Below are 26,800 nucleotides of genomic sequence, written 5' to 3'. Positions count from 1 at the left end.
AGGTTTATCGGTCTGCAGCGCGCACGGCGGCCACAAACTGGCGGATTTTTTCGGGGTCTTTGATGCCCTTGAGGGGCTTGCCCTGAGCGTCGACGGCTTCCACGCCGGAGCTCACGTCCACGGCCAGCGTTTTACAGCGCGGCCGTACCGACGTGATGCCATCGCCCACGTTTGCACTGGTGAGTCCACCACTCAAGACGAGGTGAGCGTTGACGCTTGGAGGAAGAAGTGACCAATTGAATGTTTTGCCACCACCACCGTAGCCGTCCACATGGGCGTCTAGCAGGATGGCTTGGGCGTTCGAATAATCGTGGGCATATTTTACGAGGTCAAACGCCTGCGCGTCATCCCCCAGCGGAATGCGGGCTGCACGCAGGTAGGGGCGGGCACCGTGGCCAGTCGCATCCAGGCAGTCTTGCGGGCTTTCATCGCCATGAAATTGGGCTGTAGCCCCCGCAATCATTGCGCAAGCAGCTCCTATTTCTATAGCAGATGCGTTGACGAACAGCAGTACGGGGGTGATGAAAGGTGGCAAACGCTTGGCCAGTTCGGCTGCGCGCTGCGGCGTCACAGCGCGTGGGCTCTTCGGGTACAGCACAAAACCAATGGCGTCTGCACCTGCCGCCACTGCCGCATCGACATCTTGCTCGCGGGTCAGGCCGCAAATCTTGATGCGGGTTCTATTAAACGTGGTGAATCCGCCGCCGGGCCGCCCCAAGGCGGATTGCGCCCCCTCGGGGGGCAGCGCAGCAGACGGAGTCACAAGCGTGGGGGTAAATGTCATGGCAACGCATCATACGCAGGCGTGCGGTCGGGTATGCCCCACTTGGCGTCGTAGCGCGGGCCCAGGAAATACAGGCCGTCCGGGGAGAAGGTGGGTGCTGCAGCGTTGCGGTCGCGTGCAGCCAGCACCTCGGCCATCCATTCAGGCGGCTTCTTGCCCTGGCCAATTTGCACCAGGCAACCCATGATGTTGCGGATCATGTGGTGCAAAAACGCATTGGCTTCGAATTCGATGCGCCAGTAAGCTCCACGCTTGTGCAGGCTGATCTCCAGCAGGTTTTTCACCGGGCTCAGTGCCTGGCATTGCGAGGCGCGGAAGGAGGTGAAGTCGTGTTCGCCCAGCAAAATGTCAGCCGCCTGGCGCATCGCGTCGTGGTCCAGGGCGCCAAAGGTCCAGCCTACGCGGCCAAACTCCACGCTGGGGCGGATGGTTGATTCGAGCAACACATAGGCATAGCGGCGCGATGTCGCGCAGGCGCGGCAATGGAATTCATCGGGGGTTTTGATCGCCCACTGCACGGCAATGTCGCGCGGCAAGTTGGCGTTGGTACCACGCACCCACGAGTAAGTGTCGCGGTCCAGTTCGGTGTCAAAGTGCACCACCTGCATGAGGCCGTGCACGCCCGCATCAGTGCGGCCCGCGCACAAGGTAGAAACGCGCTGGGCAGTGAACTTGCCCAGCGCGGTTTCTAGTTTGTCTTGGATAGTGAGGCCAGAGCGCTGGCTTTGCCAGCCCTGGTAGGCCCCACCGTTGTAGCTAACGCCTAACGCAATGCGCACAAGCTCTGGATCCTGCGATGTGCCAAGCCCCGTGAGGGGCTTAGCTCAGTTTGGCCAGGGCGCGTTGGGCTTTGGCGCGCATGTCGCCGCTGGCCTCGGACACCACTTCTTCGATCAGCGCACGGGCACCGTCTTCGTCTCCGATGGAGATGAATTCCTCGGCCAGGGCCAGTTTGGTTTCCAAGGGGTCTTCGTTCATGCTGTCGGGAGCCTGAGTAGGGCCGTCGGCAGGGGATTCCAGGTCCAGTGAGAGAGAGCCCAAGTCGAACTCCATCAGACCAGTGTCGGCGGTTTGCGACGGCATGGCTTGTGGTGCGACAGGCAAGGGGCCTGTGGCTTCAAACTTGAGGGCCTGTGGCTCGTCGTCCTGCATGGGGGTTTCCAGGTCGTCCATCGACAAGGAAATCTCAGGCATGGATGCGACTGGCTCAGGTGCTGTTTTTGCCAAGGGCTGCACGTCGGGCAGGTCAAAGTCCATGTCCAAAGAGTTGTCTTGCGGCTGTGCCGCCATCTTGACAGTCCGGTCGGCAGCGGGGGCCATCGTGCCACCCGTTACATCGCTGATCGCACTGGCCGCGGGTTCGTCGTCCAGCGAAAAATCAAGGTCCAAATCAAGGTCCATGCCGGCTGCGCCAGCGGAGCCCAATTCTGCATGGGCTGACTGGGGCACCGTGTTATTGCCGAAGCTGGAGTTGCTGGTGGGTGCTGGCGCACCCCCTGCGGATGCAGGGGCCCCACCGGGCTGGTACAGGGGATTGGTTGGGTCAATGGCCAAGCCCATTTCACAAATGCGGGTCCAGTCTGGGCTGGTCGCACCGGTTAATTTGTAGGCCTGTGCCGCCGTGCTTTCAAAGCTGCGGGTATCACGGCGTTTGCTGAAGATTTCCAGCAGCTTGGTGTGGATGGCCAGGCGTCCCGGATTGGTTCGAACGGCTTCCTTGAGAATTTCTTCGGCCTGCAAGTCGCGGCCATAGGCCAAGTAGACATCGGCCTCTGCCACGGGATCCACATCATCTGCGGCATCCAGTTGGCTGGCGGAGTACACCATGGACGACGCACTGGACGGACCATTCTGGTTGGTGTCTACGCGCTGCCCGCCGCTGGCGCCAAAAAATGAGTCGGGCTGCAAACGGCTTTCCAGGAAAGCGCTGTCAACCTGTGCAGAGTTTTTCTTGCGTTGGCGAATACGGTAAACCGCATAGCCGCCCAGCAGCGCAATCAAACCAGCGGCACCGGCGGGAACCAGAGGGTCTGCCAGCAGCTCGTCGAGCAAGGCTGGTTCTTCCGACACGGGTACCGGTACTGCGACCTTGGGCTTGACCGGTGCAGAGGCTGCGACCTGTGGCTCTGATGCCGCAGCCAGTGGGGCCACCGCCTCAATCGGTGCTGACGCCGCCGCAACGGGTGTGGGTGCAGATGCTGCAGGGGCAGGAAGCCCCGCTACGGCCACTGCCGGGGTGCTTGGTGCGGCTGCCGCTGGGGCCGAGCTGCCAGCCACGGGTGCTGCTGCCGTTCCAATTTTGCTCAGCTCAGTGATGTTTTTGGAAATTTCTGCCGCGCGAGCTGCCGCGTCTTTGGCTTCACGCTCTTTGGCAATCTTGGCCTCGTCTGCCTTGCTCTGCACAGAACCTTTGGACAGCGTGAGCTTGTCGGGCGTGGGGCTGGTGGGTTTTTTGTCTTCCACCTTTGCTTCGACCGTGCCACTGGCTTTGCGGTCCGCTGCCGCTACAGCTGCAACAGGTGCATTGGCTGCCAAATTGCGACGGAAGTCATTGAAGTCTTTACTCTGCGCTACCACCAGTTTTGAGGCTTCGGCGGGTGAAACGCTTTGTGCCAGTTCCGGGGTGGGGACGTTGAGGACGGCCCCGGCACGAATGCGGTTCAGGTTGTCATTGACAAATGCATCGGGGTTGCTGCGCAACATGGCCACCAACATCTGGTCCAGGGAGACGTCTGCAGGCTTGATGCTGTTTGCAATCTTGCTGGCGGTATCCCCTTTGTTCACAGTCAACTGCTGGCCACTGGACTCCGTGGCTGGCCGCGTGGCTGGCGCAGTGGCCTTTGGTGCTGCCGTTTTTGCAGGACTTGTGGTGCGGGCAGAGGGTTCTGTGGCTGAAGCCGTCGGCGTTGCCGCAGCGGTGCGGGATGGCAATGTAGTGACCACGGGAGCCGTCGGCACCTGCGCTAGGGTGGGCGCCGCTGGGGTTTTGCGCAGCGCAGGGGGATCAAACAGCAGGGTGTAGTCGCGAACGATGCGGCCTTGGGCCCAAGTAGCCTCCAGGATCAAGTCCACAAAGGGGTCATTGATCGTGCGATCGCTGCTCAAGCGCAGGTAAGCACGGCCATCCGCACGGCGCTGCAAGGTGGCCTGCAGGCTGGACATGGCGGGGCTGTATTCCAGCCCTGCTGCAACAAACGCGTCTGGCAGCGCCACACCCGCCTTGAGCGATGCAGCCTCTTCGGCGGTGATTTCAGGGATGTCGATTTCCGCACGCAAAGGCTCGCCAAGCGCTGACTGGACCGTGAGCCGACCGAGCGAAAGCGCGTAAGCCCCGGTTCCCGACAAGCCTAGTAGCGCAAGGGCTGCAGCCGCCAGGGCGGTCTTCTGCCAACGATGTGACTTAGCAATCAATTTATTAGCCTCCGGTGCTCGGTCGAGCGGCAATTAACTTATCAGTTTTCAGGCGAACAAGCCCGACTCTCAAAACGTAAAAAGTACAATAGCATCAATGTATTAGCCTGACAAGCTAAGAAACGTTTTAACTTTAAAAGCCGGGTGCCTTCGCTATCCGCTGCTGAAGTTTGTGTTGCCTGTCGACAACGAGCTGTAACGGCGTGTTACGCGCCCAGGAGAATGCGCAGCATGCGGCGCAAAGGCTCTGCGGCGCCCCACAGCAACTGGTCGCCGATCGTGAAGGCGCCCACATATTCCGGACCCATGGCGAGCTTGCGGATACGGCCCACGGGGATGGTCATGGTGCCGGTCACGGCCACCGGTGTCAGGTCCTGGATGGTGGCTTCGCGGGTGTTGGGTACCACTTTGACCCATTCGTTGTCGGCCGCGATCATGGCCTCCAGGTCGGCCAGAGGCACGTCCTTCTTCAGTTTGAAGGTCAGCGCCTGGCTGTGGCAACGCATGGCGCCCACACGCACGCAGAATCCGTCCACGGGGATGGCGCTAGAGCCAAAGCCTTCGCCCATGCCCAGAATTTTGTTGGTTTCGGCCATGCCTTTCCACTCTTCCTTGGACATGCCGTTGCCCAGGTCTTTGTCGATCCACGGGATCAACGAGCCGCCCAGGGGGACGCCAAAGTTTGCGGTTTCAGCACTAGTCAGGGCGCGTTGCTTTGCGATCACCTTGCGGTCGATTTCCAGAATCGCGCTCTTGGGGTCGTCCAGCAGGGCCTTCACTTCAGCGTTCAGGGTGCCGTACTGGGTCAGCAGCTCACGCATGTGCTGGGCGCCGCCGCCCGAGGCTGCTTGGTAGGTCTGGGTACTCATCCACTCGACCAAACCGGCCTTGTAGAGTGCGCCCACACCCATCAGCATGCAACTGACGGTGCAGTTGCCGCCCACCCAGTTTTTGCCACCCTTGGCGAGCGCGTCCTGGATGACGGGGAGGTTGACCGGATCCAGGATGATGACGGCGTCTTTGTCCATGCGCAGTGTGGAGGCGGCGTCGATCCAGTGGCCGTTCCAACCTGCTGCGCGCAGCTTGGGGAACACTTCGGTGGTGTAGTCGCCACCTTGGGCGGTGATGATGATGTCGCAGCGCTTGAGCGCGTCAATGTTGAAGGCGTCTTGCAGCGTGGTTTCGTTCTTGGCCCAGGCCGGGGCTTTACCGCCGGAATTGCTGGTGGAGAAAAAGAGGGGTTCGATCAGGTCGAAATCCTTTTCCTGCGCCATGCGGTCCATCAATACCGAGCCGACCATGCCGCGCCAGCCAACCAAACCTACCAACTTGCTCATATCAACGCCTTTTCAAATAGTTAAACAAACGATGCTCTTACACGGCTGTTTATGGACTGTTTGCCCGGCTCGTCTGGCCGGGTGGGCGCACGACGAACCAGGCTGGGTCAGCCCTTAATGGTCGTGGTTTTGGTGATGGTTGCGCGCGCGGCCTTGCTTGCCAAGGCGGCAGAAGCAATGCTCAGGGAGAGGAGGCGGGCGGCAAACATGGCTTTATTGTAGCCCAAAACAGGAATTTTTTGCCCCGCGCGGACTGAATTGGTTTTGACGTGGCAGGGCAACAACGCCGTGTGTCGCCCTGCGGAGGGTCGTTACGCCAATGCTTTCACCACGGCGTCGCCCATCTCCTTGGTGCTCGCGCGGATGGTGCCTTCGCTGTAGATGTCGGCGGTGCGGAAACCTTGCTCCAGCACCTTCTTTACTGCGGCTTCGATACGCAACGCAGCGGCTTCCTGGTTCAGGCTGAAGCGCAGCATCATGGCCGCACTCAGGATGGTGGCCAGCGGGTTGGCAATGCCTTTGCCCGCAATGTCAGGCGCACTGCCGTGACTGGGCTCGTACAGTCCCTGGTTGCTGCTGTTGAGGCTGGCCGATGGCAGCATGCCGATGGAGCCGGTCAGCATGGAGGCTTCGTCCGAGAGGATGTCGCCAAACATATTGCCGGTGACCAGCACGTCAAACTTCTTGGGCGCCTTGACCAGTTGCATGGCCGCGTTGTCCACCAGCATGTGGTCCAGCTCCACGTCGGGGTACTGCTGGCCGACTTCGACCATCACGTCTTTCCACAGCTGCGAGGTTTCCAGCACGTTGTTCTTGTCCACGCTGGTCACGCGCTTGCTGCGCTTCTGGGCGGCCTGGAAGGCCACGTGGGCGATGCGTTCGATCTCGGGGCGGCTGTAGCGCATGGTGTCAAACGCTTCTTCGGCACCGGGGAAGTGGCCATCGGTGGCAATGCGGCGGCCGCGCGGCTGGCCGAAGTAGATATCGCCGGTCAGCTCGCGGATGATGAGGATGTCCAGGCCCGCAATCAGCTCGGGCTTGAGGCTGGATGCGTCCACCAGTTGCTTGTAACAAATGGCGGGGCGGAAGTTGGCGAACAGGCCCAGGCTCTTGCGCAGGCCCAGGATGGCCTGCTCGGGGCGGAACTGGCGTTCCAGCTTGTCGTATTTCCAGTCGCCCACGGCGCCGAACAGCACGGCGTCCGCTTCTTTGGCGAGCTTCAACGTGGCCTCGGGCAGGGGGTGGCCATGCGCGTCATAGGCCACGCCGCCGACCAGGGCGGTTTCCATTTCCAGGGGGAGGGCCAGCGCGTTCAGAACCTTGACGGCTTCCGCGACGATTTCGGTGCCAATGCCGTCACCTGGCAATACTGCGATTTTCATATTCAGACTTTAAATTTGGTGGGGGCAGGTTGGTGCCATGCGCCATACCCTACCTGAGTTGCTATAGTTTTAGTAGCTGTTTACGCAGTCATCGTGCGGGCTAACCATGGTTTTTGTGCTAAACGTTGGGCCTCAAAGGCCTTGATCTTGTCGGCGTGGCGCAGGGTCAGGCCAATGTCGTCAAAGCCGTTGAGCAGGCAGTACTTGCGGAAGGCTTGCACGTCGAAAGGAATCTCTTCGCCCTGGGGTTTCACGATGACCTGACGCTCCAGATCGATGGTGAGCTGGTAACCAGGGAACGCGAGCGCCTCGTTGAACAGCTGGTCCACCTGGGCTTCTGTCAGCACGATAGGCAGCATGCCGTTCTTGAAGCTGTTGTTGAAGAAGATGTCGGCGTAGCTGGGCGCAATGATGGCGCGAAAGCCATACTGGTCCAGCGCCCAGGGCGCATGTTCGCGCGACGAACCGCAGCCGAAGTTCTTGCGCGCCAGCAGGATGCTTGCGCCCGCATAACGCGGCTGGTTCAGCACGAAGTCCGGGTTGGGCTTGCGGCTGGCGGGGTCCTGGCCGGGAAAGCCCGCATCCAGGTAGCGCCACTCGTCAAACAGGTTCTGGCCAAAGCCGGTTTTACGGATGGACTTGAGGAATTGCTTGGGGATGATGGCGTCCGTGTCCACGTTCTCGCGGTCCATGGGGGCGACCAGTCCCTTGTGGATGGTGAATTTGTTCATTTTTTGGCAGCGCCTTCGATTTTTTCGCCGGCCTTCTGGATGTCCTGGCCCACGCCTTTGACGGTGTTGCAGGCGGTCAGCAACAACAGGGCAGATGCGCACACAGCGTAAACAATGGTTTTCATGGTGGTGTGTCCTTGGTGGAGCAGGTTCAGGAGAACTTGCGGATATCAACAAAATGGCCATGGATGGCGGCAGCGGCGGCCATCGCGGGGCTGACGAGGTGGGTACGTCCACCGGCACCCTGGCGGCCTTCGAAGTTGCGGTTGCTGGTGGAGGCGCAACGTTCGCCAGGCTCCAGCCGGTCGGCATTCATGGCTAGGCACATGGAGCAGCCAGGTTCACGCCATTCAAAGCCCGCGGCCTTGAAGATCTCGTGCAGGCCTTCACGCTCGGCTTGCTCTTTCACCAGGCCGGAGCCGGGCACTACCATGGCCAGCTTGATGTTCTTGGCCACTTTTTGGCCCAGCTTCTTCACCACGGTGGCCGCTTCGCGCATGTCCTCGATGCGGCTGTTGGTGCAGGAACCGATGAACACCTTGTCGACAAACAGATCGTCCAGCGCCTTGCCGGGCTCCAGGCCCATGTAGGTGAGTGCGCGCTCAATGGCGCCGCGTTTGTTGCTGTCTTTTTCCTTGTCAGGGTCAGGCACGCGGGCATCAATGCCCAGCACCATCTCGGGCGAGGTGCCCCAGGTCACTTGCGGCACGATTTGGCTGGCGTCCAGTTCCACCACGGTGTCGAAATGTGCGCCTGCATCGGAGTGCAGTGTTTTCCAGAACGCCACAGCCTGGTCCCATTCGACGGCTGCAGCTTCAGGGCTGGCGGCGTTGGCGCCAGGGGCCAGGGGGCGGCCCTTGACGTAGTCAATCGTCTTCTCGTCCACGGCCACCAAGCCGGCGCGTGCGCCCGCTTCGATGGCCATGTTGCAGACCGTCATGCGGCCTTCCATGGATAGTGCACGGATGGCTGCGCCGCCAAATTCAATGGTGTAACCGGTCCCGCCTGCGGTGCCGATCTTGCCGATGATGGCCAGCACGATGTCCTTGGCGGTAATGCCCTGGGCGACGGTACCTTCTACCCTCACCAGCATGTTCTTGGCCTTCTTGGCCAGCAGCGTTTGCGTGGCCATCACGTGCTCCACCTCGCTGGTGCCAATGCCGTGGGCCAGCGCGCCAAACGCGCCGTGAGTGGAGGTGTGCGAGTCGCCACAGACGACCGTCATACCGGGCAGAGTAGCGCCGTTCTCGGGCCCGATGACGTGGACGATGCCCTGGCGTTTGGACAGGAAGGGGAAGAAGGCTGCAGAGCCGAATTCCTTGATGTTCGCGTCCAGCGTGGTCACCTGCTCTTTGCTGGTCGGGTCGGTGATGCCGTCATAACCCAACTCCCAGCCGGTCGTGGGGGTGTTGTGGTCGGCGGTGGCCACGATGGAACTGACGCGCCAGACCTTGCGGCCCGCCACGCGCAGACCTTCAAAGGCCTGGGGGCTGGTCACTTCGTGGACCAGGTGGCGGTCGATGTAGAGGATGGACGTGCCGTCCTCTTCGGTGTGGACGACGTGGTCGTCCCAGAGTTTGTCGTAAAGCGTGCGTGCCATGGATGTCTTCCTTTTGAAATTCAATTTTAGGCCTTGGCTCCCTGTGGGGCCATAGCGGTGAGGTGGTCCACCAACAGCCGCGCGGTGCGCGGCAGGGTAGAGAAGTCGCGGGCGACCAGCTCGATCTGGCGGGTGGCCCAGGGGTCGCACAGGGTGATGGCGCTGAGCTCGCCCGTGCTGTGCATCAGGGTGAAGGCGCGCAGGGGCATCACACCAATGCCCAGGCCGTTGTGGATCATGCGGCCCATGGCGTCCAACCCGGTGACCTGGATGCGCAAGCGGATACTTTGCCCCAGCGCGGCAGCGGCCTGGCGCATGGCCACGTAGATGGAACTGTTGGAGTGCAGTCCGACGTGGTCAAACGCCAGCGTGTCTTCAAAGGCCACCGTGCCCTGGTCGGCCAGTGCGTGGCCCACGGGGACGACGAGCACCAGTTGGTCTTGCCGGTAGGGCCGGGTTTGCAGTTCGCCCACACCATCGGCCGTGTTGCAGACGCCCAGATCCGCGGCTCCTTCTTGCACCGCGCGGATCACTTCGCTGCTCAGGTGTTCTTCCAGGTCAATCTTGATGCCCTGGTGCGCGCGGATAAAGGCGCCCAGGTCTTCGGGCAAAAACTGCACGGTGGCCGAAATGCTGGCATGCATGCGCACCTGGCCGCGCACGCCGTCGGCATATTCGCTGAGTTCGGACTGCATACGTTCCAGGCTGAACAACACGCTGCGTGCGTGGTGCAGCAGGTTTTGCCCGGCGGGGGTGAGGTGCACGCCGCGGGAATGGCGGTGTAGCAGTGCGGTCCCCAAGGTCGCTTCCAGATCGCTCAGGCGCTTGCTCAGTGCGGATGGCGCAATGAACTCCCGCTCCGCGGCCTTGCCGATGCTGCCCAACTCGCAGACGGCCACAAAGAGCTGGAGCGAGGCCAAGTCAAGGCGACGGGTGAGGTTGGGAGGGGCGGATTTCATGGAGGTATGCCATCGCCATTTGCGATTGCCTTCGCTATTTTCCTACCTAAATCGCAGTTTAGGCATCGTGGTTGGCGATGTCTTGTGTCGGCAGTGGTTATGACCCAAGGTGCTATGAAAAGAGTAGCTGCTGGCGCATATTCCACCGGGGCTAGAGGTCTTTTTCATATAAAAAAGCCCCGCGGCCATTGCTGGCGGCGGGGCTTTGGGTCTTTGGCAGCGAGCAGGGCTGCCGGCGATCAGCGTTGGCCGATAGGCGTCACGTCACGTTTGACAGAGCCAGTGAACAACTGGCGGGGACGGCCGATTTTGTACTCGGGGTCACCAATCATTTCGTTCAGCTGGGCAATCCAGCCCACGGTGCGGGCCAGCGCGAAGATGGCGGTGAACAGGCTCACGGGGATGCCGATAGCACGTTGCACGATGCCGGAGTAGAAGTCCACGTTGGGGTAGAGCTTGCGCTGGACAAAGTAGTCGTCTTCCAGGGCAATCTTCTCCAGGGCCATAGCCAGCTTGAACAGCGGGTCGTTTTCCAGGCCCAGGGCGGTCAGCACTTCCTTGCAAGTCTCTTGCATGAGTTTGGCGCGGGGGTCGTAGTTCTTGTACACGCGGTGGCCAAAGCCCATCAGCTTGACGCCGGAGCTCTTGTCCTTGACCTGGTTCATGAATTCGCCGACCTTGCTGATGCCACCCATGCGCTGGATGTCTTCCAGCATGTTCAGGCAGGCTTCGTTGGCGCCGCCGTGCGACGGGCCCCACAGGCACGCCACGCCGGCTGCAATGGCCGCAAACGGGTTGGTGCCGGACGAACCGCACAGGCGTACGGTGGAGGTGGAGGCGTTTTGTTCGTGGTCGGCGTGCAGGATGAAAATGCGGTCCAGCGCACGTTCGATCACGGGGTTGACCTTGTACTCTTCGCAGGGGGTGGCAAACATCATGTGCAAGAAGTTGCCCGCGTAGCTCAGGTCGTTCTTGGGGTACATGAAGGGTTGGCCAGCGCTGTACTTGTAGGCCATGGCCACCAGCGTGGGCATCTTGGCAATCAGGCGGATGGCCGAGATTTCGCGGTGTTCCGGATTGTTGATGTCGGTGCTGTCATGGTAGAAGGCTGACATGGCGCCAACTAGGCCGGTCATGATGGCCATGGGGTGCGCATCGCGGCGGAAGCCACGCAGGAAGAACTGCATTTGCTCGTTGACCATGGTGTGGTTGGTCACGCGTTTGGTGAAGTCGGCCTTGCCAGCGGCGTCGGGCAGGTTGCCGTACAGCAGCAGGTGGCAGGTTTCCAGGAAGTCGCAGTTGGTGGCCAGCTGTTCGATGGGGTAGCCGCGGTACAACAACTCACCCTTGTCGCCATCGATGTAGGTGATGGCCGACTGGCAGGAAGCCGTCGACAAAAAGCCCGGGTCGTAGGTGAACATGCCCGTCTGCGCGTACAGCTTGCGGATGTCCACGACATCGGGACCCACATTGCCCTGGTACACGGGCAGGTCGACGCTGGGGCTGCCGTTACTGAACGACAGGGTGGCTTTGTTGTCAGCTAGTTTCATCTTTCGCCTTTCAGAGAGGTTCTCTCAACATTTTCAAAACTTCGTGCACGTCCGCGCGGTCCAGCTGCGCATCCACCTGGGCCAGCGACTTGCGTGCCAGTTGCACGTCCAGCAAGTCGTTGTCGCTCAGGTCCATCAGGGCTGCCAAGGCATCGCCCTGGCGGACCGTCAAAGAGGGGCTGAACCGTTGGAAGAAGCGCTCAATGAAGAGGTCGTTTTCCAGCAGACCGCGGCGGCAACGCCACTGCAGCTTGCTCAGGGCCCGTTCGTCAATCAGTGCTTCTGTCACGTGCGGTTTACCGGGTAAAGGTCAGACGGTCCGCAGGACCATCATTTCCTTGATCTTGCCAATCGCCTTGGTGGGGTTCAAGCCCTTGGGGCAGACGTCCACGCAGTTCATGATGGTGTGGCAGCGGAACAGGCGGTAGGGGTCTTCCAGGTTGTCCAGGCGTTCACCGGTGGCTTGGTCGCGGCTGTCCGCAATGAAGCGGTAGGCCTGCAGCAAACCTGCGGGGCCCACGAACTTGTCGGGGTTCCACCAGAAGCTGGGGCAGGAGGTGGAGCAGCTGGCGCACAAGATGCATTCGTACAGGCCGTTGAGCTCTTCGCGCTCTTCGGGGGACTGCAGACGCTCTTTTTCGGGCGGCACGGTGTCGTTGATCAGGTAAGGCTTGACCGAGTTGTACTGCTTGAAGAAGTCGGTCATGTCGACGATCAGATCGCGAACGACGGGCAGGCCGGGCAGGGGCTTCAAGACAATCTTGCCGGGCAGGGTCAGCATGTTGGTCAGGCAGGCCAGACCGTTTTTGCCGTTGATGTTCATGGCGTCCGAGCCACACACGCCTTCGCGGCAGGAGCGGCGGAAGGAGATGGTGGGGTCCACGGCCTTGAGCTTCATCAGGGCGTCTAGCAGCATGCGTTCGTGGCCATCGAGTTCCACCTCGATGTCTTGCATGTAAGGCTTGGCGTCCTTGTCCGGATCGTAGCGGTAGATGGAGAAAGTGCGTTTGGTCATATCAATATCTCTCAGAAGGTCCGGACTTTGAGTGGCACAGAGTCAACCGTCAAAGGTTTCATCTGGACAGGCTTGTAAGAGAGGCGGTTGCCTTCGCTGTACCACAGCGTGTGCTTGTGCCAGTCTTGGTCGTTGCGGCCGTTCGGGTGCTCGGGCGTATCCGCGTAGTCATCCACGGTGTGGGCGCCGCGGCTCTCGTGGCGCGCTGCGGCGGACACGATGGTGGCCTGGGCGGCTTCGATCAGGTTCTCGACTTCCAGTGCTTCGATGCGCGCAGTGTTGAACACCTTGGACTTGTCCTTGAGGTTGATCGCGTTGACACGGTCGCGCAGGGCGGCGATTTTGGTCACACCTTCGTCCATGCTCTTCTGCGTGCGGAACACACCGGCGTGTTGCTGCATGGAAGCGCGCATGTCGTTGGCCACGTCCTGGGCGTACTCGCCGCTGGTGGCGTTGTCCAGGCGGGAAACGCGGGCCAGCGTGCGGTCGGCAGCATCCTTGGGCAAGTCTTTGTGCGACTTGCTGGTCTTGATGTAGTTGACGATGTGGTTGCCGGCTGCGCGGCCGAACACCAGCAAGTCCAGCAGCGAGTTGGTGCCCAGGCGGTTGGCGCCGTGCACCGACACGCAAGAACATTCGCCCACGGCGTACAGGCCGTTGACGACCTGGTTGTGCACATCACCGTTTTGCACGACCACCTGGCCGTTCACGTTGGTGGGGATGCCGCCCATTTGGTAATGGATGGTGGGCACCACGGGAATGGGTTCTTTGGTGATGTCCACGTTGGCGAAGTTCACGCCGATTTCGTACACCGAAGGCAGGCGTTTGTGGATGGTGTCGGCACCCAAGTGGTCCAGCTTCAAGAGCACGTAGTCCTTGTTCGGACCGCAGCCACGGCCTTCCTTGATTTCCTGGTCCATGGAGCGGGACACGAAGTCGCGCGGGGCCAAGTCTTTCAAGGTGGGCGCATAACGCTCCATGAAGCGTTCGCCATTGCTGTTCAGCAAAATCGCGCCTTCGCCACGGCAGCCTTCGGTCAGCAGCACGCCAGCACCGGCCACACCGGTGGGGTGGAACTGCCAGAACTCCATGTCTTCCAGTGGGATGCCAGCACGCGCCGCCATGCCCAGGCCGTCGCCGGTGTTGATGAAGGCGTTGGTGGAGGCGGCAAAGATGCGGCCTGCACCGCCAGTAGCCAGTAGCGTGGTCTTGGCTTCCAGAATGTGGATGTCGCCAGTTTCCATTTCGAGTGCAGTCACACCGACCACATCGCCTTCGGCGTCACGGATCAGATCGAGCGCCATCCACTCCACAAAGAAGCTGGTCTTGGCGGCTACGTTTTGCTGGTACAGCGTGTGCAGCATGGCGTGGCCGGTACGGTCGGCTGCCGCGCAGGCGCGTTCGACAGCCTTTTCACCGTAGTTGGCGGTGTGGCCGCCAAACGGGCGTTGGTAAATCGTGCCGTCAGGGTTGCGGTCAAACGGCATGCCCATGTGTTCCAGGTCGTAGACGACCTTGGGCGCTTCGCGGCACATGAATTCGATGGCGTCCTGGTCGCCGAGCCAGTCGGATCCCTTGACGGTATCGTAGAAGTGGTAGTGCCAGTTGTCGTCGTTCATGTTGCCCAGCGAGGCACCGATGCCGCCTTGGGCAGCCACGGTGTGCGAACGGGTGGGGAACACTTTGGATAGGACGGCGACGTTCAGACCGGCGCGTGCCAGCTGGAGGGACGCGCGCATGCCGGAGCCACCGGCGCCGACGATGACAACGTCAAATTTGCGTTTGGATACGGAGTAAGACATGAATGGATTGCCTGGTATGAGGGGAGATCAGAGACGCCACAGGACCTGGATGGCCCAGCCGGCGCAACCGACAAGCCACACAATGGAGAACACCTGCAAAGACAGGCGGATGGACACGGGTTTGATGTAATCCATCCAGATATCACGGATGCCGACCCACACGTGGTACAGCATGGCCACGATGACCGAGAAGGTCAACACCTTCATCCACTGGGAGGAGAAAATGCCAGCCCATTTGTCGTAGCCGATGGGGCCGCTGGAAAAAATCACCTGGGCCAGCACCACTAGGGTGAACAGAGCCATCAACACTGCGGTGACGCGTTGCGCCAGCCAGTCGCGCAGACCGTAGTGCGCGCCAACGACGACACGCTTGGAACCGTAATTCACTGCCATTTTTGTATTTCCTTTAGTAGGCGCCGAACAATTTCAAACCGAGCACCAGCGTCAATGCGGTGCCCAGGCCCAGGGTCGCGATGGCCGAAGAGCGACCAAACTCTTTGCTGACTGCGTGGTTGATGTCCATCCACAGGTGGCGCATGCCAGCGATGAAGTGGTGCAGGTAAGCCCACAGAATGGCCAGCGCCACCAGTTTGAAGAACCAGCCTGGCACCACGCCTACGCCCACGCTAAATACGCTGCTGAACTTTGCAAATGAGATTTCCGAGGAAATAGAGGTGTCGAACATCCAGATAATGAACGGCATCAGGATGAACATGATGGCGCCGCTGATACGGTGCAGGATGGACACCCAGCCTGCGGGCGGCAGACGGTAGGTGGGCAGGTCCGACAGAGCGTTGATGTTGCGAAATTCGGGTCGAGGGCGTTTGCTTGCGGAGGTGAGCTCAGTCATGGATGGGCTTTCTTGGTTGTAACTGGTATGTAATTTTGGCGCAGCCAGCCAAAATTCTATTGCACCGCACCAATCTGACATTGGTCTTGCACGGTGCAGCGGGTCAATTTAGCGCATTTCGATAGTAGTGTGTGTCGGTCAGGTACAGGCCGCGGCGCATCTCCATGGGGGTGTCGTTGTAGGTATAAGCCGTGCGCTCCACGCTGAGCAGCGGCGTCTGTGCCGTTGTGTGCAGCAGCTTGCATTGGTCCGCGTCCGGCAATACGGCGCGGATTTTTTCTTCGGCGCGCACCATGCGCACGCCAAATTCGGTTTCAAACAGGGCGTACATGGGGCCGCTGTAGTCGGCCAGGCGCTCGGCCGTCAGCCCTTTGAAGGGGGTGCCCGGCAACCACAGGTCTTCCAGAATCGTGGGCACGCCGGCAAACGACAGTACGCGTCGTACTTGCAACACGGCATCGGCCGGTCGCAGCGCCAATGCGCGTGCCACTTCTGCAGATGCCCGCAGGCGCTTGCAATCAATGATCTTGCGCTGGGCTGGGCCTTCGCTGTTGGGGTCGCCGTTGTCGGGGAAGAGCTTGAGAAAGCGGTACTGCACATGGTGCTCGGCATGGGTGGCCACAAAGGTGCCCTTGCCCTGGCGCCGCACCAACAGGTTTTCGGCGGCCAGTTCGTCAATCGCCTTGCGCACCGTGCCCTGGCTGACCTTGAAACGTGCCGCCAGTTCGAGTTCGCTGGGGATGGCGGCACTGGGTTTCCATTCACCGCTTTGCAGGCTTTGCAACATCAGCACTTTGATCTGCTGGTACAGCGGGCTGAATGCGGGGGTGAACGAGGGCCCGCTGGCCGCGCCCGTTTCGGCCTCTGCGGAGGCAGAGGGGTCGCTCGAAGGGGGGGGGAGGGCGGCCATGGTGCGAGGGGTTGCGTCAGCTACAAGTCAGTCTCGAAATTAACCCCAATCATATCTTATATAAGACATAAGACAAATTGACGCAGCGCAGAAATCGGGAGTAAACTCCTGCGCATTCTGCAGCGCAACACGGATTGCACAATGCGCTGGCCCCACGCCGTTTTCACAACACTTCCTGGAGTTTTACCATGAGCAAGAAACCCGTCCGCGTTGCCGTTACCGGCGCAGCAGGCCAAATTGGATACGCCATTCTGTTCCGCATCGCCTCTGGCGAAATGCTGGGCAAAGACCAGCCCGTCATTCTGAGCCTGCTAGAAGTTCCCGTGGAAAAAGCCCAGCAAGCCCTGCAAGGCGTGATCATGGAGCTGCAAGACTGCGCATTCCCCCTGCTGGTGGGCATCGAGGCGCACAGTGACCCGCTGGCCGCGTTCAAGGACGTGGACTACGCGCTGCTGATCGGTTCTCGCCCCCGTGGCCCTGGCATGGAACGCGCCGAGCTGCTGGCCGTCAATGCCGAAATCTTCACCGCACAAGGCAAGGCCCTGAACGCCGTGGCCAGCCGCAATGTGAAGGTGCTGGTGGTGGGCAATCCCGCCAATACCAACGCCTACATCGCCATGAAGAGCGCGCCTGACCTGCCACGCAAGAACTTCACCGCCATGCTGCGCCTGGACCACAACCGTGCCCTGAGCCAGATCGCCGCCAAGACCGGTAAGGCCGTGGCCGACATCGAAAAAATGACCGTGTGGGGCAACCACTCGCCCACCATGTACGCCGACTATCGCTTTGCCACCATCAATGGCGAAAGCGTCAAGGCCATGATCAATGACCAGGAGTGGAATGCCAACACCTTCTTGCCCACCGTGGGCAAGCGTGGTGCGGCCATCATCGCGGCCCGTGGTGTGTCGTCCGCAGCATCTGCCGCCAACGCAGCCGTTGACCACATGCGCGACTGGGCCCTGGGCACCAATGGCAAGTGGGTCACCATGGGTATTCCCTCGGATGGTCAGTACGGCATCCCCAAGGACGTTATGTTCGGCTTTGCCGTCACCTGCGAAGGTGGCGAGTACAAGCTGGTGGAAGGCCTGGAAGTCGACGCGTTCAGCCAAGAGCGCATCAACATCACGCTGAAAGAACTGCAAGACGAGCAGGCTGGCGTCGCCCACCTGCTGTAAACGGCTGCTGAAGTGCCCCATCCGCGCGACGTACTCTTAGGCGCCCAGGGCGCGGCAGGCATATTGCCTGTTTGCGACCATTACAGCGGTGTCGAAGCGCGGATGGTCAAAAGCCTGCAACTGCAGGCCGAGATGACCGAGGAGTTCGGGGCCTGCGTCTTTGACGTGACCCTGGACTGCGAGGATGGCGCCCCGGTTGGGGGTGAGGATGACCATGCAAATATGGTCGTAGCCCTCGCCAATGCTGCGCAAGCAGCTCCTAATTTGGTAGCAAAAGGTCTGCGCCGCCGCATTGGTGTGCGTGTGCATGCCGTGGACCACGCGGAGTTTGCGGCGGATGTGCAAACCGTGGTGGGCTTGGCCGGTGCCACGCTGAGTTACCTCATGGTGCCCAAAGTGGAAACGCTGTGGGATGTGGAGCGTGCCGTGGCGGCCATGGATGCGGCGACCGCACCAGGTGTTGCGCCCTTGCCCTTGCATGTGTTGATTGAATCACCCGCCGCCGTACACCGGGCGTTTGAGATTGCGGCTCACCCGCGCGTACAGTCCATCAGTTTTGGCCTCATGGACTTTGTTTCCAGCCACGGCGGTGCCATTCCATCGTCGGCCATGGGCGTGCGGCGCTCGGACGACAGCGACACGTTGGACCAGTTTCACCACCCATTGGTGCTGCGCGCCAAGCTGGACATTGCCAGCGCTTGCCACGCCCATGGCAAGGTGCCCTCGCACTGTGTGGTAACCGAGTTCAAGGATGTGGCGGCCCTGCAGCGTGCCGCGCGCAGCGCGTCGCGTGCGTTGGGTTACACGCGCATGTGGAGCATCCACCCGGACCAGATCCGTCCCATCGTGGACGCGCTGGCGCCGGATGCGGAAGAGGTGGCCTTGGCCGCACACATCGTGCAACAAGCCCAGTGTGCCGAGTGGGCACCGATTTCTGTGGATGGCAAGCTGCACGACCGGGCCAGCTACCGCTATTTTTGGCAGGTGCTGGAACGTGCGCACCAAACCGGGCGTGTGTTGCCCGATGGCGTGCTTTCTTACTTTTTGCCCGTGGTGCATTGATGTTGGAGTCCACCATGTTGAAGTCTCTGGTCGCAGGTCTGCTGGCGCTGGGTTTGTGTGGGGCCACCGTGCAAGCCGGCGAGCCCCCGAAAGCGCGCAGCAAGCCGCTGGTGAAGGCCAAACCCGCCAAGCAGTTGCCGGTTGCCACCCCGCCAGTGGAGCAACCACTTGCCCTGTCGGAGGAGTATTTGGCCGTGGCCCAGCGTGTGGTGCTGGGCAAGGTGCCTTGTGAGTTGGGCGCACACGTTGCCGTGTCCGCCCACCAGACGGTGCCAGGCCGCTTTGTGCTGGCGCATGGCCGGTACACATTCCACATGGTGCCGGTGTTGACCAGCACGGGTGCCATCCGCCTGGAAGACGCTGCCAGCGGCGCCGTGTGGCTGCAGCTGGCCAACAAGTCGATGCTGATGGACCAAAAGCAGGGGCGTCGCCTGGCCGACGCCTGCATGAATGCCGAGCAGGTGGTGGTGGCCGATGCCATGGCACGTTCACCGGCACCCAATTTGCTTGAACCTTTGCCGATGCCCCCCGCCGCCGTTGCGGACCCTGCCGAGCCACAGGCCGGCGTAGTCCGAACTGCTATTAATTAGATAGCTGCTTGCGCATATTCCATAAGGGTTTGCGCGGTATTTTATTGTTACTGAAGGAGAAAATGATGTTAAAAGCCTACCGTGACCATGTGGCCGAACGCGCCGCGCTGGGCATTCCCCCGCTGCCCTTGTCTGCCAAGCAGACCGGTGAACTGATCGAGCTGCTCAAAGCCCCTCCCGCGGGCGAAGAAGCCTTTCTGGTGGACCTGATCACCCACCGCGTGCCCGCCGGTGTGGACGATGCCGCCAAGGTCAAGGCCAGCTACTTGGCCGCAGTGGCCCACGGCACCGAAACCTGTGCCCTGATCTCCCGCGCCCGTGCCACCGAACTGCTGGGCACCATGCTGGGCGGCTACAACATCAGCCCCATGGTCGACCTGCTGGACGACGCAGCCGTGGCTGCCGAGGCCGCCGAAGGCCTGAAGAAAACCCTGTTGATGTTCGACCAGTTCCACGACGTCAAGGAAAAGGCTGACAAAGGCAATACGTTTGCCAAGGCCGTGTTGCAAAGCTGGGCCGATGCCGAGTGGTTCACCAGCCGCCCCGAAGTGCCACAAAGCATCACCGTCACCATCCTGAAGGTGACCGGCGAGACCAACACCGACGACCTGTCGCCTGCACCTGATGCCTGGAGCCGCCCCGACATCCCGCTGCACGCGTTGGCGATGCTGAAGAACAAGCGCGACGGCATCACGCCCGAAGAAGACGGCAAGCGTGGCCCGGTGAAGTTCATCGAAGACCTGCGCGCCCGTGGCAACCTGGTCGCCTACGTGGGTGATGTGGTCGGTACCGGCTCCAGCCGCAAGTCCGCCACCAACAGCGTGTTGTGGTTCACCGGTGAAGACATTCCTTACGTGCCCAACAAGCGTTTTGGTGGTGTCTGCCTGGGCACCAAGATCGCCCCCATTTTCTACAACACCATGGAAGATGCGGGCGCTTTGCCCATCGAGCTGGACGTGAACCAGATGAACATGGGGGACGTGGTCGAGCTGCTGCCTTACGCCGGGAAGGCGCTGAAGAACGGCCAAGTGATTGCCGAGTTCACCGTCAAGAGCGATGTGCTGTTTGACGAAGTGCGTGCCGGTGGCCGTATCCCCTTGATCATTGGCCGTGGCCTGACTGCCAAGGCGCGCGAAGCCTTGGGCTTGGCGCCTTCTACCTTGTTCCGTTTGCCCACCAACCCTGAAGACACCCACAAGGGTTTCAGCCTGGCGCAAAAAATGGTGGGCCGTGCCTGTGGTTTGCCCGTGGTGAACGGCGAGCAACAAGGTGTGCGTCCTGGTACCTATTGCGAACCCAAGATGACCTCGGTTGGCTCGCAAGACACCACCGGCCCCATGACCCGTGACGAGTTGAAAGACTTGGCTTGCCTGGGCTTCAGTGCCGATCTGGTGATGCAATCCTTCTGCCACACCGCTGCGTACCCCAAGCCTGTGGACGTGAAGATGCACCACGAGTTGCCTGACTTCATCAGCACCCGCGGCGGCATTTCGCTGCGTCCTGGTGACGGCGTGATCCACAGCTGGTTGAACCGCCTGCTGCTGCCCGACACCGTGGGCACTGGTGGCGACAGCCACACCCGTTTCCCTATCGGCATTTCCTTCCCCGCAGGCTCAGGCTTGGTGGCGTTTGCTGCAGCGACAGGTGTGATGCCTTTGGACATGCCTGAATCGGTGCTGGTGCGCTTCAAGGGCAAGATGCAAAACGGCGTGACTCTGCGTGACCTTGTCAATGCGATTCCGTTGTACGCCATCAAGGCTGGTCTGCTCACCGTTGAAAAGAAGGGCAAGAAGAACATCTTCTCCGGTCGTATTCTCGAAATTGAAGGTCTGCCAGACCTGAAGGTGGAGCAAGCGTTTGAGTTGTCCGACGCTTCAGCTGAGCGTTCTGCTGCCGGTTGTACCGTGCACCTGAACAAAGAGCCGATCATCGAGTACGTCAACAGCAACATCACCATGATGAAGTGGATGATTGCCAATGGTTACGCCGATGCTCGCACGCTGGCCCGCCGTATTGCCGCGCAAGAAGCCTGGTTGAAGAACCCCGAGTTGCTTAAGGGTGATGCCGATGCGGACTACGCAGCGGTTATTGAGATCGACCTGGCCGATATTCATGAGCCAATCGTGGCCTGCCCCAACGACCCGGACGATGTGAAAACCTTGGCCGACGTCGCCGGTGCCAAGATCGACGAAGTGTTCATCGGCTCTTGCATGACCAACATCGGCCACTTCCGCGCAGCGTCCAAGCTGCTGGAAAACAAGCGCGATATCCCGGTCAAGCTGTGGGTCGCCCCACCGACCAAGATGGACGCCAAACAACTGAGCGACGAAGGCCACTACGGTGTGTTGGGCAGCGCCGGTGCCCGTATGGAAATGCCGGGCTGCAGCTTGTGCATGGGCAACCAGGCGCAGGTGAAGGAGGGCGCCACCGTGTTCTCCACCTCCACCCGTAACTTCCCCAACCGCCTGGGCAAAAACAGCAATGTGTATTTGGGCTCGGCCGAGTTGGCTGCCATCTGCTCCAAGCTGGGCCGTATTCCGACCAAGGAAGAGTACCTGGCTGACATGGGTGTGTTGACCGCTGCCAGCGACAAGGTGTACCAGTACCTGAACTTTGACAAGATCGAGGATTACACCGAGTCTGCTGCGACCGTGAGCGCGTAAGCACCCCACGGCCGGAAGAGACAAAAGCCCCGCGGCGCAAGCTGCGGGGCTTTTTACATGGTCACGGGATAATTGGGGCCATGAGTTTTCTTTCTTCCATCCCCCTTTCGTGGCAAACCATTCTGCTGTTGGTTGCCAGCAATGTGTTCATGACGTTCGCCTGGTACGGCCACCTGAAGAGTCTGGCGGCGGTGCCCTGGTACACCGCGGCGCTGGTGAGTTGGGGGATCGCGCTGTTTGAGTATTTGTTGCAGGTGCCTGCCAACCGCATCGGTTTTCAGCAAGCCGGATTTTCGGTGGCGCAGCTCAAGATCATGCAGGAGGTGATCACGCTGCTGGTGTTCCTGCCGTTTGCCATGGTGTACCTGAAGCAGCCCTTCAAAATGGACTTTGTGTGGGCGGGTTTGTGCATGGTGGGTGCGGTGTACTTTATTTTTCGGACCCCCTAAAGGCCTCAAATGCCCCCGGGTGAGGGGCGGTTACACTCCGCGCAGTCCGGATTTAGTCACAAAACCGACATATTCATTTGTTAGGAGCCAGCGATGCTGTTTGGAAAGTTGTTGCCGCGTGAAGGCAATTTTTTTGAAATGTTCAACCAGCATGCAGACCGCATCGTCGAAGCGGCGCACGCGTTTTCCAAGCTGGTCGCCAATTACAACGACCTGGACTTGCGCGCCAAGTACAACCAGGAAGTGGACGATGCGGAACGTGCCGCCGACCGCGTGACCCACGAGTGCAACAAGGCGATCCACATCACCTTCATCACGCCGATTGACCGCGAGCAGATCCACTCGCTGATCAACACCATGGACGATGTGGCCGATTTGATCCAGGATTCGGCCGAGACCATGGCGCTGTACGACGTGCGCCACATGACGGAAGAGATTACCCGTCTGACCGACCTAAGCGTGAAGTGCTGCGAGCGCTTGCGTGATGCCGTCAAGCTGCTGGGGAACATTGCAGACCCCCACACAGCCGAAGCAGCGTTGAAAACCTGCGAGGAAATTGACAAGCTGGAGTCCGACGCCGATCGCGTGATGCGCACCGCCATGAGCAAGCTGTTCCGCGAGGAACCCGATGTGCGGGAGGTGATCAAACTCAAGGCCATTTACGAATTGCTGGAAACCATCACTGACAAGTGTGAAGACGTGGCCAATGTGATCGAGGGCATCATCCTCGAAAACTCCTGATCGCGCGGCTGGAATCACTATGGAAAACGTACAGGCAGCCCTGTGGGTCGTAATGTTGCTGGTGGTGCTGGCACTGCTATTTGACTTCATGAACGGCTTTCATGATGCCGCCAACTCCATTGCTACGGTCGTCTCCACGGGCGTGCTCAAGCCGGGGCAGGCGGTCTTGTTTGCGGCATTCTTCAATTTCATCGCCATCTTTGTCTTCCACCTCAGTGTGGCGGCCACCGTGGGCAAGGGCATTGTGCAGCCCGGCGTGGTGGATACCCATGTGGTGTTTGGTGCGCTGGTTGGCGCCATTACCTGGAACGTGATCACCTGGTACTATGGTATTCCCAGCAGCTCTTCGCACGCCCTGATTGGCGGTATTGTGGGGGCCGTGATTGCCAAGGCGGGCGCAGGGGCCCTGGTGTCCAGCGGCATCATCAAGACGGTTGCCTTCATTTTTGTGTCACCTTTGCTGGGCTTTACCCTGGGCTCGGTCATGATGGTGATCGTGGCCTGGGTGTTCCGCCGATCGCGGCCATCCCGAGTGGACAAATGGTTCCGTCGCCTCCAACTGGTGTCCGCCGGGGCTTACAGCCTGGGCCACGGGGGCAATGACGCGCAAAAAACCATTGGCATCATCTGGATGATGTTGATTGCCACCGGGTATGTGGCGGCATCCGATACCGCGCCGCCCACCTGGACCATCGTGTCCTGTTATGCGGCGATTGGTGCTGGCACCATGTTTGGTGGTTGGCGCATTGTGAAGACCATGGGCCAGAAGATCACCAAGCTCAAGCCCGTCGGTGGGTTTTGCGCCGAAACCGGTGGTGCCATGACCCTGTTTTTGGCAACCGCATTGGGGGTTCCCGTGTCGACCACACACACCATCACCGGTGCCATTGTGGGTGTGGGCTCAACCCAGCGCGCCAGCGCCGTGCGCTGGGGCGTGGCGGGCAACATCGTATGGGCCTGGGTGTTGACCATTCCCGCGGCAGCTTTTGTAGCTGCCATTGCCTACTGGGTCAGTCTGCAGATTTTTTAAGTGCAGTGCCTTGGGACAGGCTGCTGGCCTGTTCCATCTGGTACTCAAAGTAGTGTTGGATGCTGAAGGCCAGGCTGGCCATCAGCACCGTGGTTCCCAGCATCAGGGCCAGGCCCAAGCCGATGATGGTGATCCAGTTGCTCCTGCCCTCGGCGGCGTCTTCGGAGGCCTGGGGGTTGAACTTCCGGTTCCAATGTTCGGCGGACATCAGCCCGTAGACGATGGCCGTGAGCGCACACCCGGCCAGCGTAAAACCCAGCAAAGGCATCAGCACCCAGCTCCATGGATCGTCCACCCCGAGCGCGCGGGCACGCAGCACGCCGTACCAGCCCAGCAGGGTCGGTAGGGGTAGCAACAGGCCAAGAGTGTCAAATCGTCCCAAGAGGTAGCGGCGGTGCAGACCCAACGAGCCCAGCACCAGAGTGAGCCAGACCGCAATGGTTTTGCTCTTCATGCGGTGGTATCCGCTGCGGGGGTGCTGTTGCCGGCACCAATAAAACGCTCCATCAGCACCACATCCAGCCAGCGGTCAAACTTCCAGCCACACGAGGACAGCACGCCCACCGACTGGAAGCCACAGCTGCGGTGCACACCGATGGAGCCCTGGTTGGCGGAGTCTCCAATCACCGCGATCAGTTTGCGCACCCCGGCACGTTCGGCTTGCGCCATCAGTTCTTGCAGCAGCAGGCGACCCAGGCCTCGGCCCGCAGCTGCGGGTGCCAGGTAAATCGAGTCTTCAGCCGAGAAACGGTAGGCCGGGCGGGGCTTGAACCAGTTGCAGTAGGCAAATCCGATGACGCCCGTGCCATCCTCCAATACCAGGTAGGGCAGTCCCTTGGACAACACATCTGCGCGCCGACTCGCCATGTCGGTTTCCGTGGGGGGCGTGATCTCGAAAGTCCCGGTGCCGTGGAGCACGTGGTGGGCATAAATGGCGGTCATGGCGCCGACGTCGGCATCGGTGCTGGGGCGAATTTTTGTCATGAAGATGGAAAACGTTATAATGGAGAGCTATTCAGAGTGTCACTGGCCGGGTGGTCAGTTGCGTGTCTCAACTCTGAATTAAATGGCTGATTTATGTCAGTCACCCAAAGGATAAATCATGGTCGTCATTCGACTCGCCCGTGGCGGTGCAAAAGCTCGCCCGTTTTTCAATATTGTTGTGGCTGACAAGCGCACCCGTCGTGACGGCCGCTTCATCGAGCGTATCGGGTTTTACAACCCCATCGCTACGGCCAGCGAAGAAAGCATCCGCATTGCGCAGGATCGCCTGACTTACTGGCAAGGCGTTGGCGCCCAAGCGTCTCCCACCGTGGAACGCCTGATCAACCAAGCTGCCAAAAAAGCCGCTTAATGGTAAAGCTGGAACGCGTGGCCAGTCCGCGGGTTCCAGCGTTTTCTGCATACCATGTTGCCCGGTCTTGACGTTGCTGAATTGCCAGCGGACGCCATAGAGGTCGGCCGCATCGCGGATGCCTGGGGCATCAAGGGCTGGTTCAAAGTCCTCCCCTACAGTGCCGACCCGGAAGCACTGTTTTCTTCCAAACGCTGGTTTCTTCTGCCTACCGAAAAAGGTGTCAAAACCTTTGTGGGTACGGCTTCGCTGTCTGTCAAAGAAGCGAAAACGCATTCCGACACCGTCGTGGCCTGTGCCGAAGGCGTATTGGACCGCAACGCTGCAGAAGCCTTGCGGGGCGCGCGTATTTTTATTTCCCGTTCTAGTTTTCCTGCTGCTGCGGATGACGAGTACTACTGGGTCGACCTCATCGGACTGCAGGTTACCAACCGCCAGGACGAGGCGCTAGGCACAGTGCGTGAACTCCTGTCCACAGGGCCACAAACTGTCTTGGTGATTGAGTATGTGGTGGATGGCAAGGTGCAGGAGCGCATGATTCCGTTTGTCTCCGCGTATGTGGATGCGGTGGACATTGCCGCCAAAAACATCCGTGTGGACTGGCTCGCTGACTACTGAGCGGCGTGTGTATGCGCTTTGACGTCATCACGCTGTTTCCTGAGTTGTTTGATCCTTTTCTCAAGGTCGGCATCACGCGCCGTGCTTACGAAACCGGGCAGGTGCAGGTCGAGCTCACCAACCCCCGAGACTTTGCCAGCGGCAACTACCGCCGCGTAGACGATCGCCCCTTCGGCGGCGGCCCAGGCATGGTGATGATGGCCGAACCACTGGAAAAAGCGTTGCTGGCGATACGCGCCAGCCGCAAGGACCAGGCGCCTGTCTTGTTGTTCTCTCCGATTGGCCAAACCCTGAGCCACGCAGCCGTGGAGCGCTGGTCGGCCAGTGAAGGCGCCATCTTGGTCTGTGGCCGCTACGAGGGTATCGATCAGCGTTTTATCGACCGTTATGTCGATGGGCAAATCAGCTTGGGCGACTTTGTGCTGTCGGGCGGTGAGATTGCTGCGATGGCCATGTTGGATGCCATCGCACGCCTCCAGCCCGGTGTGCTGAGTGATGCCGACAGCCACCACCAGGACAGCTTTAACCCCGCATTGGATGGCCTGCTGGATTGTCCGCATTACACCCGGCCCGATACCTGGGCCGAGCAGCCCGTGCCTGCCGTGTTGATGTCCGGCCACCATGAGCAGATCGAGCGTTGGCGCCGCCAGCAGCGCCTGGCACTGACGGCACAACACCGGCCCGATTTGCTGGATACAGCGCGCCAGCAGGGGCTTTTGGACAAGCGCGATGAACAGTATTTGGCCGACAAGCCTTGAGCTTGTTATAATGGTGGGCTAACCGATCC

The 26,800-nt window shown here is 60.4% G+C and carries 28 protein-coding genes; 10 read left to right on the top strand and 18 right to left on the bottom strand.

Annotated elements, in window-relative coordinates; genetic code table 11:
- Positions 1-4: 4 nt before the first annotated feature.
- The 16 genes from AC097A_RS02605 to AC097A_RS02530 form a co-directional block, all read right to left on the bottom strand.
- Complete coding sequence (locus AC097A_RS02605) at positions 5-784, bottom strand: phosphoribosylanthranilate isomerase (RefSeq protein WP_479619629.1); 780 nt, start codon at positions 782-784, stop codon at positions 5-7.
- The gene (truA, locus tag AC097A_RS02600; RefSeq protein ID WP_315493897.1) at positions 781-1,563 is read right to left on the bottom strand and encodes a tRNA pseudouridine(38-40) synthase TruA; all 783 of its coding nucleotides are present in this window, start codon (positions 1,561-1,563) and stop codon (positions 781-783) included. Before truA ends, AC097A_RS02605 begins: the two co-directional genes overlap by 4 nt.
- A gap of 40 nt (positions 1,564-1,603) precedes the next feature.
- Positions 1,604-4,129, bottom strand: coding sequence for a motility hub landmark protein FimV (locus AC097A_RS02595; protein ID WP_479619628.1), 2,526 nt, complete (start codon positions 4,127-4,129; stop codon positions 1,604-1,606).
- 272 nt (positions 4,130-4,401) lie between these two features.
- Positions 4,402-5,532, bottom strand: a complete 1,131-nt coding sequence (gene asd, locus AC097A_RS02590; RefSeq protein WP_479619627.1) for an aspartate-semialdehyde dehydrogenase — start codon at positions 5,530-5,532, stop codon at positions 4,402-4,404.
- Positions 5,533-5,843: 311 nt separating this feature from the next.
- Positions 5,844-6,914: a 3-isopropylmalate dehydrogenase gene (gene leuB / locus AC097A_RS02585; RefSeq protein WP_479619626.1), complete on the bottom strand. Its 1,071-nt coding sequence runs from the start codon at positions 6,912-6,914 to the stop codon at positions 5,844-5,846.
- An 80-nt stretch (positions 6,915-6,994) separates the two neighbouring features.
- Entirely contained in the window at positions 6,995-7,645 is a 651-nt protein-coding gene (gene leuD / locus AC097A_RS02580) for a 3-isopropylmalate dehydratase small subunit (RefSeq protein ID WP_315473384.1), read from the bottom strand.
- Complete coding sequence (locus tag AC097A_RS02575) at positions 7,642-7,770, bottom strand: entericidin A/B family lipoprotein (RefSeq protein WP_105259885.1); 129 nt, start codon at positions 7,768-7,770, stop codon at positions 7,642-7,644. Before AC097A_RS02575 ends, leuD begins: the two co-directional genes overlap by 4 nt.
- Before the next feature lie 26 nt (positions 7,771-7,796).
- Entirely contained in the window at positions 7,797-9,245 is a 1,449-nt protein-coding gene (gene leuC / locus AC097A_RS02570) for a 3-isopropylmalate dehydratase large subunit (RefSeq protein WP_479619625.1), read from the bottom strand.
- Positions 9,246-9,271: 26 nt separating this feature from the next.
- A complete protein-coding gene (locus AC097A_RS02565) occupies positions 9,272-10,204 on the bottom strand; it encodes a LysR family transcriptional regulator (RefSeq protein ID WP_479619624.1) in 933 nt (310 codons plus the stop codon).
- A gap of 239 nt (positions 10,205-10,443) precedes the next feature.
- Complete coding sequence (gene gltA / locus AC097A_RS02560) at positions 10,444-11,754, bottom strand: citrate synthase (protein WP_315493892.1); 1,311 nt, start codon at positions 11,752-11,754, stop codon at positions 10,444-10,446.
- A 10-nt stretch (positions 11,755-11,764) separates the two neighbouring features.
- Positions 11,765-12,043, bottom strand: coding sequence for an FAD assembly factor SdhE (locus AC097A_RS02555; RefSeq protein ID WP_105259881.1), 279 nt, complete (start codon positions 12,041-12,043; stop codon positions 11,765-11,767).
- A 21-nt stretch (positions 12,044-12,064) separates the two neighbouring features.
- A complete protein-coding gene (locus tag AC097A_RS02550) occupies positions 12,065-12,769 on the bottom strand; it encodes a succinate dehydrogenase iron-sulfur subunit (RefSeq protein ID WP_105259880.1) in 705 nt (234 codons plus the stop codon).
- Between the two features lie 11 nt (positions 12,770-12,780).
- Entirely contained in the window at positions 12,781-14,571 is a 1,791-nt protein-coding gene (sdhA, locus tag AC097A_RS02545; protein WP_479619623.1) for a succinate dehydrogenase flavoprotein subunit, read from the bottom strand.
- 27 nt (positions 14,572-14,598) lie between these two features.
- A complete protein-coding gene (gene sdhD / locus AC097A_RS02540; protein ID WP_105259878.1) occupies positions 14,599-14,964 on the bottom strand; it encodes a succinate dehydrogenase, hydrophobic membrane anchor protein in 366 nt (121 codons plus the stop codon).
- Between the two features lie 13 nt (positions 14,965-14,977).
- Positions 14,978-15,421: a succinate dehydrogenase, cytochrome b556 subunit gene (sdhC, locus tag AC097A_RS02535; protein ID WP_315473379.1), complete on the bottom strand. Its 444-nt coding sequence runs from the start codon at positions 15,419-15,421 to the stop codon at positions 14,978-14,980.
- 103 nt (positions 15,422-15,524) lie between these two features.
- Positions 15,525-16,331, bottom strand: coding sequence for a GntR family transcriptional regulator (locus AC097A_RS02530; RefSeq protein ID WP_479619622.1), 807 nt, complete (start codon positions 16,329-16,331; stop codon positions 15,525-15,527).
- 188 nt (positions 16,332-16,519) lie between these two features.
- On the opposite strand from AC097A_RS02530, the gene AC097A_RS02525 reads away from it, so the two are divergent.
- The 7 genes from AC097A_RS02525 (at position 16,520) to AC097A_RS02495 (ending at position 24,041) form a co-directional block, all read left to right on the top strand.
- Positions 16,520-17,506, top strand: a complete 987-nt coding sequence (locus AC097A_RS02525; protein WP_315473378.1) for a malate dehydrogenase — start codon at positions 16,520-16,522, stop codon at positions 17,504-17,506.
- A 12-nt stretch (positions 17,507-17,518) separates the two neighbouring features.
- Complete coding sequence (locus AC097A_RS02520; protein WP_479619621.1) at positions 17,519-18,568, top strand: HpcH/HpaI aldolase/citrate lyase family protein; 1,050 nt, start codon at positions 17,519-17,521, stop codon at positions 18,566-18,568.
- Positions 18,569-18,582: 14 nt separating this feature from the next.
- Positions 18,583-19,158: a hypothetical protein gene (locus tag AC097A_RS02515; RefSeq protein ID WP_315495830.1), complete on the top strand. Its 576-nt coding sequence runs from the start codon at positions 18,583-18,585 to the stop codon at positions 19,156-19,158.
- Positions 19,159-19,223: 65 nt separating this feature from the next.
- Complete coding sequence (gene acnB / locus AC097A_RS02510; protein ID WP_315473375.1) at positions 19,224-21,821, top strand: bifunctional aconitate hydratase 2/2-methylisocitrate dehydratase; 2,598 nt, start codon at positions 19,224-19,226, stop codon at positions 21,819-21,821.
- 80 nt (positions 21,822-21,901) lie between these two features.
- Positions 21,902-22,270 carry a DMT family protein gene (locus tag AC097A_RS02505; protein WP_479619620.1) on the top strand — a complete coding sequence of 123 codons (369 nt, stop codon included), beginning with the start codon at positions 21,902-21,904 and terminating at the stop codon, positions 22,268-22,270.
- Positions 22,271-22,363: 93 nt separating this feature from the next.
- Positions 22,364-23,011, top strand: coding sequence for a DUF47 domain-containing protein (locus AC097A_RS02500; protein WP_315473374.1), 648 nt, complete (start codon positions 22,364-22,366; stop codon positions 23,009-23,011).
- Between the two features lie 19 nt (positions 23,012-23,030).
- Positions 23,031-24,041, top strand: a complete 1,011-nt coding sequence (locus AC097A_RS02495) for an inorganic phosphate transporter (RefSeq protein ID WP_315493887.1) — start codon at positions 23,031-23,033, stop codon at positions 24,039-24,041.
- Here the strand turns inward: AC097A_RS02495 and AC097A_RS02490 are convergent.
- The gene (locus tag AC097A_RS02490; protein ID WP_479619619.1) at positions 24,022-24,495 is read right to left on the bottom strand and encodes a TM2 domain-containing protein; all 474 of its coding nucleotides are present in this window, start codon (positions 24,493-24,495) and stop codon (positions 24,022-24,024) included. The genes AC097A_RS02495 and AC097A_RS02490 overlap by 20 nt on opposite strands.
- On the bottom strand, positions 24,492-25,025 hold the full coding sequence (locus AC097A_RS02485; protein ID WP_479619618.1) for an N-acetyltransferase family protein: 534 nt from the start codon (positions 25,023-25,025) through the stop codon (positions 24,492-24,494). The genes AC097A_RS02490 and AC097A_RS02485 overlap by 4 nt, the downstream gene beginning before the upstream one ends.
- A gap of 118 nt (positions 25,026-25,143) precedes the next feature.
- On the opposite strand from AC097A_RS02485, the gene rpsP reads away from it, so the two are divergent.
- From rpsP to trmD, 3 genes are read left to right on the top strand one after another with little or no spacing between them, the layout of a single operon-like run.
- On the top strand, positions 25,144-25,395 hold the full coding sequence (gene rpsP / locus AC097A_RS02480) for a 30S ribosomal protein S16 (protein ID WP_105259868.1): 252 nt from the start codon (positions 25,144-25,146) through the stop codon (positions 25,393-25,395).
- A gap of 54 nt (positions 25,396-25,449) precedes the next feature.
- Positions 25,450-26,013 carry a ribosome maturation factor RimM gene (rimM, locus tag AC097A_RS02475; RefSeq protein ID WP_479619617.1) on the top strand — a complete coding sequence of 188 codons (564 nt, stop codon included), beginning with the start codon at positions 25,450-25,452 and terminating at the stop codon, positions 26,011-26,013.
- A gap of 11 nt (positions 26,014-26,024) precedes the next feature.
- Positions 26,025-26,771 (top strand): tRNA (guanosine(37)-N1)-methyltransferase TrmD, encoded by a 747-nt coding sequence (trmD, locus tag AC097A_RS02470; RefSeq protein ID WP_479619616.1) that lies wholly within the window; start codon positions 26,025-26,027, stop codon positions 26,769-26,771.
- Positions 26,772-26,800 lie beyond the last annotated feature (29 nt).

This window comes from Rhodoferax sp. XS2R6 (assembly GCF_056521365.1).
The sequence above is the reverse complement of the archived record's forward strand: the minus strand, read 5'-3'. Positions and strand labels throughout refer to the sequence as shown.

Excerpts from the sequence above, each read along its gene's own strand:
- AC097A_RS02605 (WP_479619629.1), bottom strand. The coding sequence starts at position 784 with ATGACATTTACCCCCACGCTTGTGACTCCGTCTGCTGCGCTGCCCCCC.
- asd (WP_479619627.1), bottom strand. The coding sequence starts at position 5,532 with ATGAGCAAGTTGGTAGGTTTGGTTGGCTGGCGCGGCATGGTCGGCTCG.
- leuB (WP_479619626.1), bottom strand. The coding sequence starts at position 6,914 with ATGAAAATCGCAGTATTGCCAGGTGACGGCATTGGCACCGAAATCGTC.
- leuD (WP_315473384.1), bottom strand. The coding sequence starts at position 7,645 with ATGAACAAATTCACCATCCACAAGGGACTGGTCGCCCCCATGGACCGC.
- AC097A_RS02575 (WP_105259885.1), bottom strand. The coding sequence starts at position 7,770 with ATGAAAACCATTGTTTACGCTGTGTGCGCATCTGCCCTGTTGTTGCTG.
- leuC (WP_479619625.1), bottom strand. The coding sequence starts at position 9,245 with ATGGCACGCACGCTTTACGACAAACTCTGGGACGACCACGTCGTCCAC.
- AC097A_RS02565 (WP_479619624.1), bottom strand. The coding sequence starts at position 10,204 with ATGAAATCCGCCCCTCCCAACCTCACCCGTCGCCTTGACTTGGCCTCG.
- gltA (WP_315493892.1), bottom strand. The coding sequence starts at position 11,754 with ATGAAACTAGCTGACAACAAAGCCACCCTGTCGTTCAGTAACGGCAGC.
- AC097A_RS02550 (WP_105259880.1), bottom strand. The coding sequence starts at position 12,769 with ATGACCAAACGCACTTTCTCCATCTACCGCTACGATCCGGACAAGGAC.
- sdhA (WP_479619623.1), bottom strand. The coding sequence starts at position 14,571 with ATGTCTTACTCCGTATCCAAACGCAAATTTGACGTTGTCATCGTCGGC.
- sdhD (WP_105259878.1), bottom strand. The coding sequence starts at position 14,964 with ATGGCAGTGAATTACGGTTCCAAGCGTGTCGTCGTTGGCGCGCACTAC.
- sdhC (WP_315473379.1), bottom strand. The coding sequence starts at position 15,421 with ATGACTGAGCTCACCTCCGCAAGCAAACGCCCTCGACCCGAATTTCGC.
- AC097A_RS02530 (WP_479619622.1), bottom strand. The coding sequence starts at position 16,331 with ATGGCCGCCCTCCCCCCCCCTTCGAGCGACCCCTCTGCCTCCGCAGAG.
- AC097A_RS02525 (WP_315473378.1), top strand. The coding sequence starts at position 16,520 with ATGAGCAAGAAACCCGTCCGCGTTGCCGTTACCGGCGCAGCAGGCCAA.
- AC097A_RS02515 (WP_315495830.1), top strand. The coding sequence starts at position 18,583 with ATGTTGAAGTCTCTGGTCGCAGGTCTGCTGGCGCTGGGTTTGTGTGGG.
- acnB (WP_315473375.1), top strand. The coding sequence starts at position 19,224 with ATGTTAAAAGCCTACCGTGACCATGTGGCCGAACGCGCCGCGCTGGGC.
- AC097A_RS02505 (WP_479619620.1), top strand. The coding sequence starts at position 21,902 with ATGAGTTTTCTTTCTTCCATCCCCCTTTCGTGGCAAACCATTCTGCTG.
- AC097A_RS02500 (WP_315473374.1), top strand. The coding sequence starts at position 22,364 with ATGCTGTTTGGAAAGTTGTTGCCGCGTGAAGGCAATTTTTTTGAAATG.
- AC097A_RS02495 (WP_315493887.1), top strand. The coding sequence starts at position 23,031 with ATGGAAAACGTACAGGCAGCCCTGTGGGTCGTAATGTTGCTGGTGGTG.
- AC097A_RS02490 (WP_479619619.1), bottom strand. The coding sequence starts at position 24,495 with ATGAAGAGCAAAACCATTGCGGTCTGGCTCACTCTGGTGCTGGGCTCG.
- AC097A_RS02485 (WP_479619618.1), bottom strand. The coding sequence starts at position 25,025 with ATGACAAAAATTCGCCCCAGCACCGATGCCGACGTCGGCGCCATGACC.
- rpsP (WP_105259868.1), top strand. The coding sequence starts at position 25,144 with ATGGTCGTCATTCGACTCGCCCGTGGCGGTGCAAAAGCTCGCCCGTTT.
- rimM (WP_479619617.1), top strand. The coding sequence starts at position 25,450 with ATGTTGCCCGGTCTTGACGTTGCTGAATTGCCAGCGGACGCCATAGAG.
- trmD (WP_479619616.1), top strand. The coding sequence starts at position 26,025 with ATGCGCTTTGACGTCATCACGCTGTTTCCTGAGTTGTTTGATCCTTTT.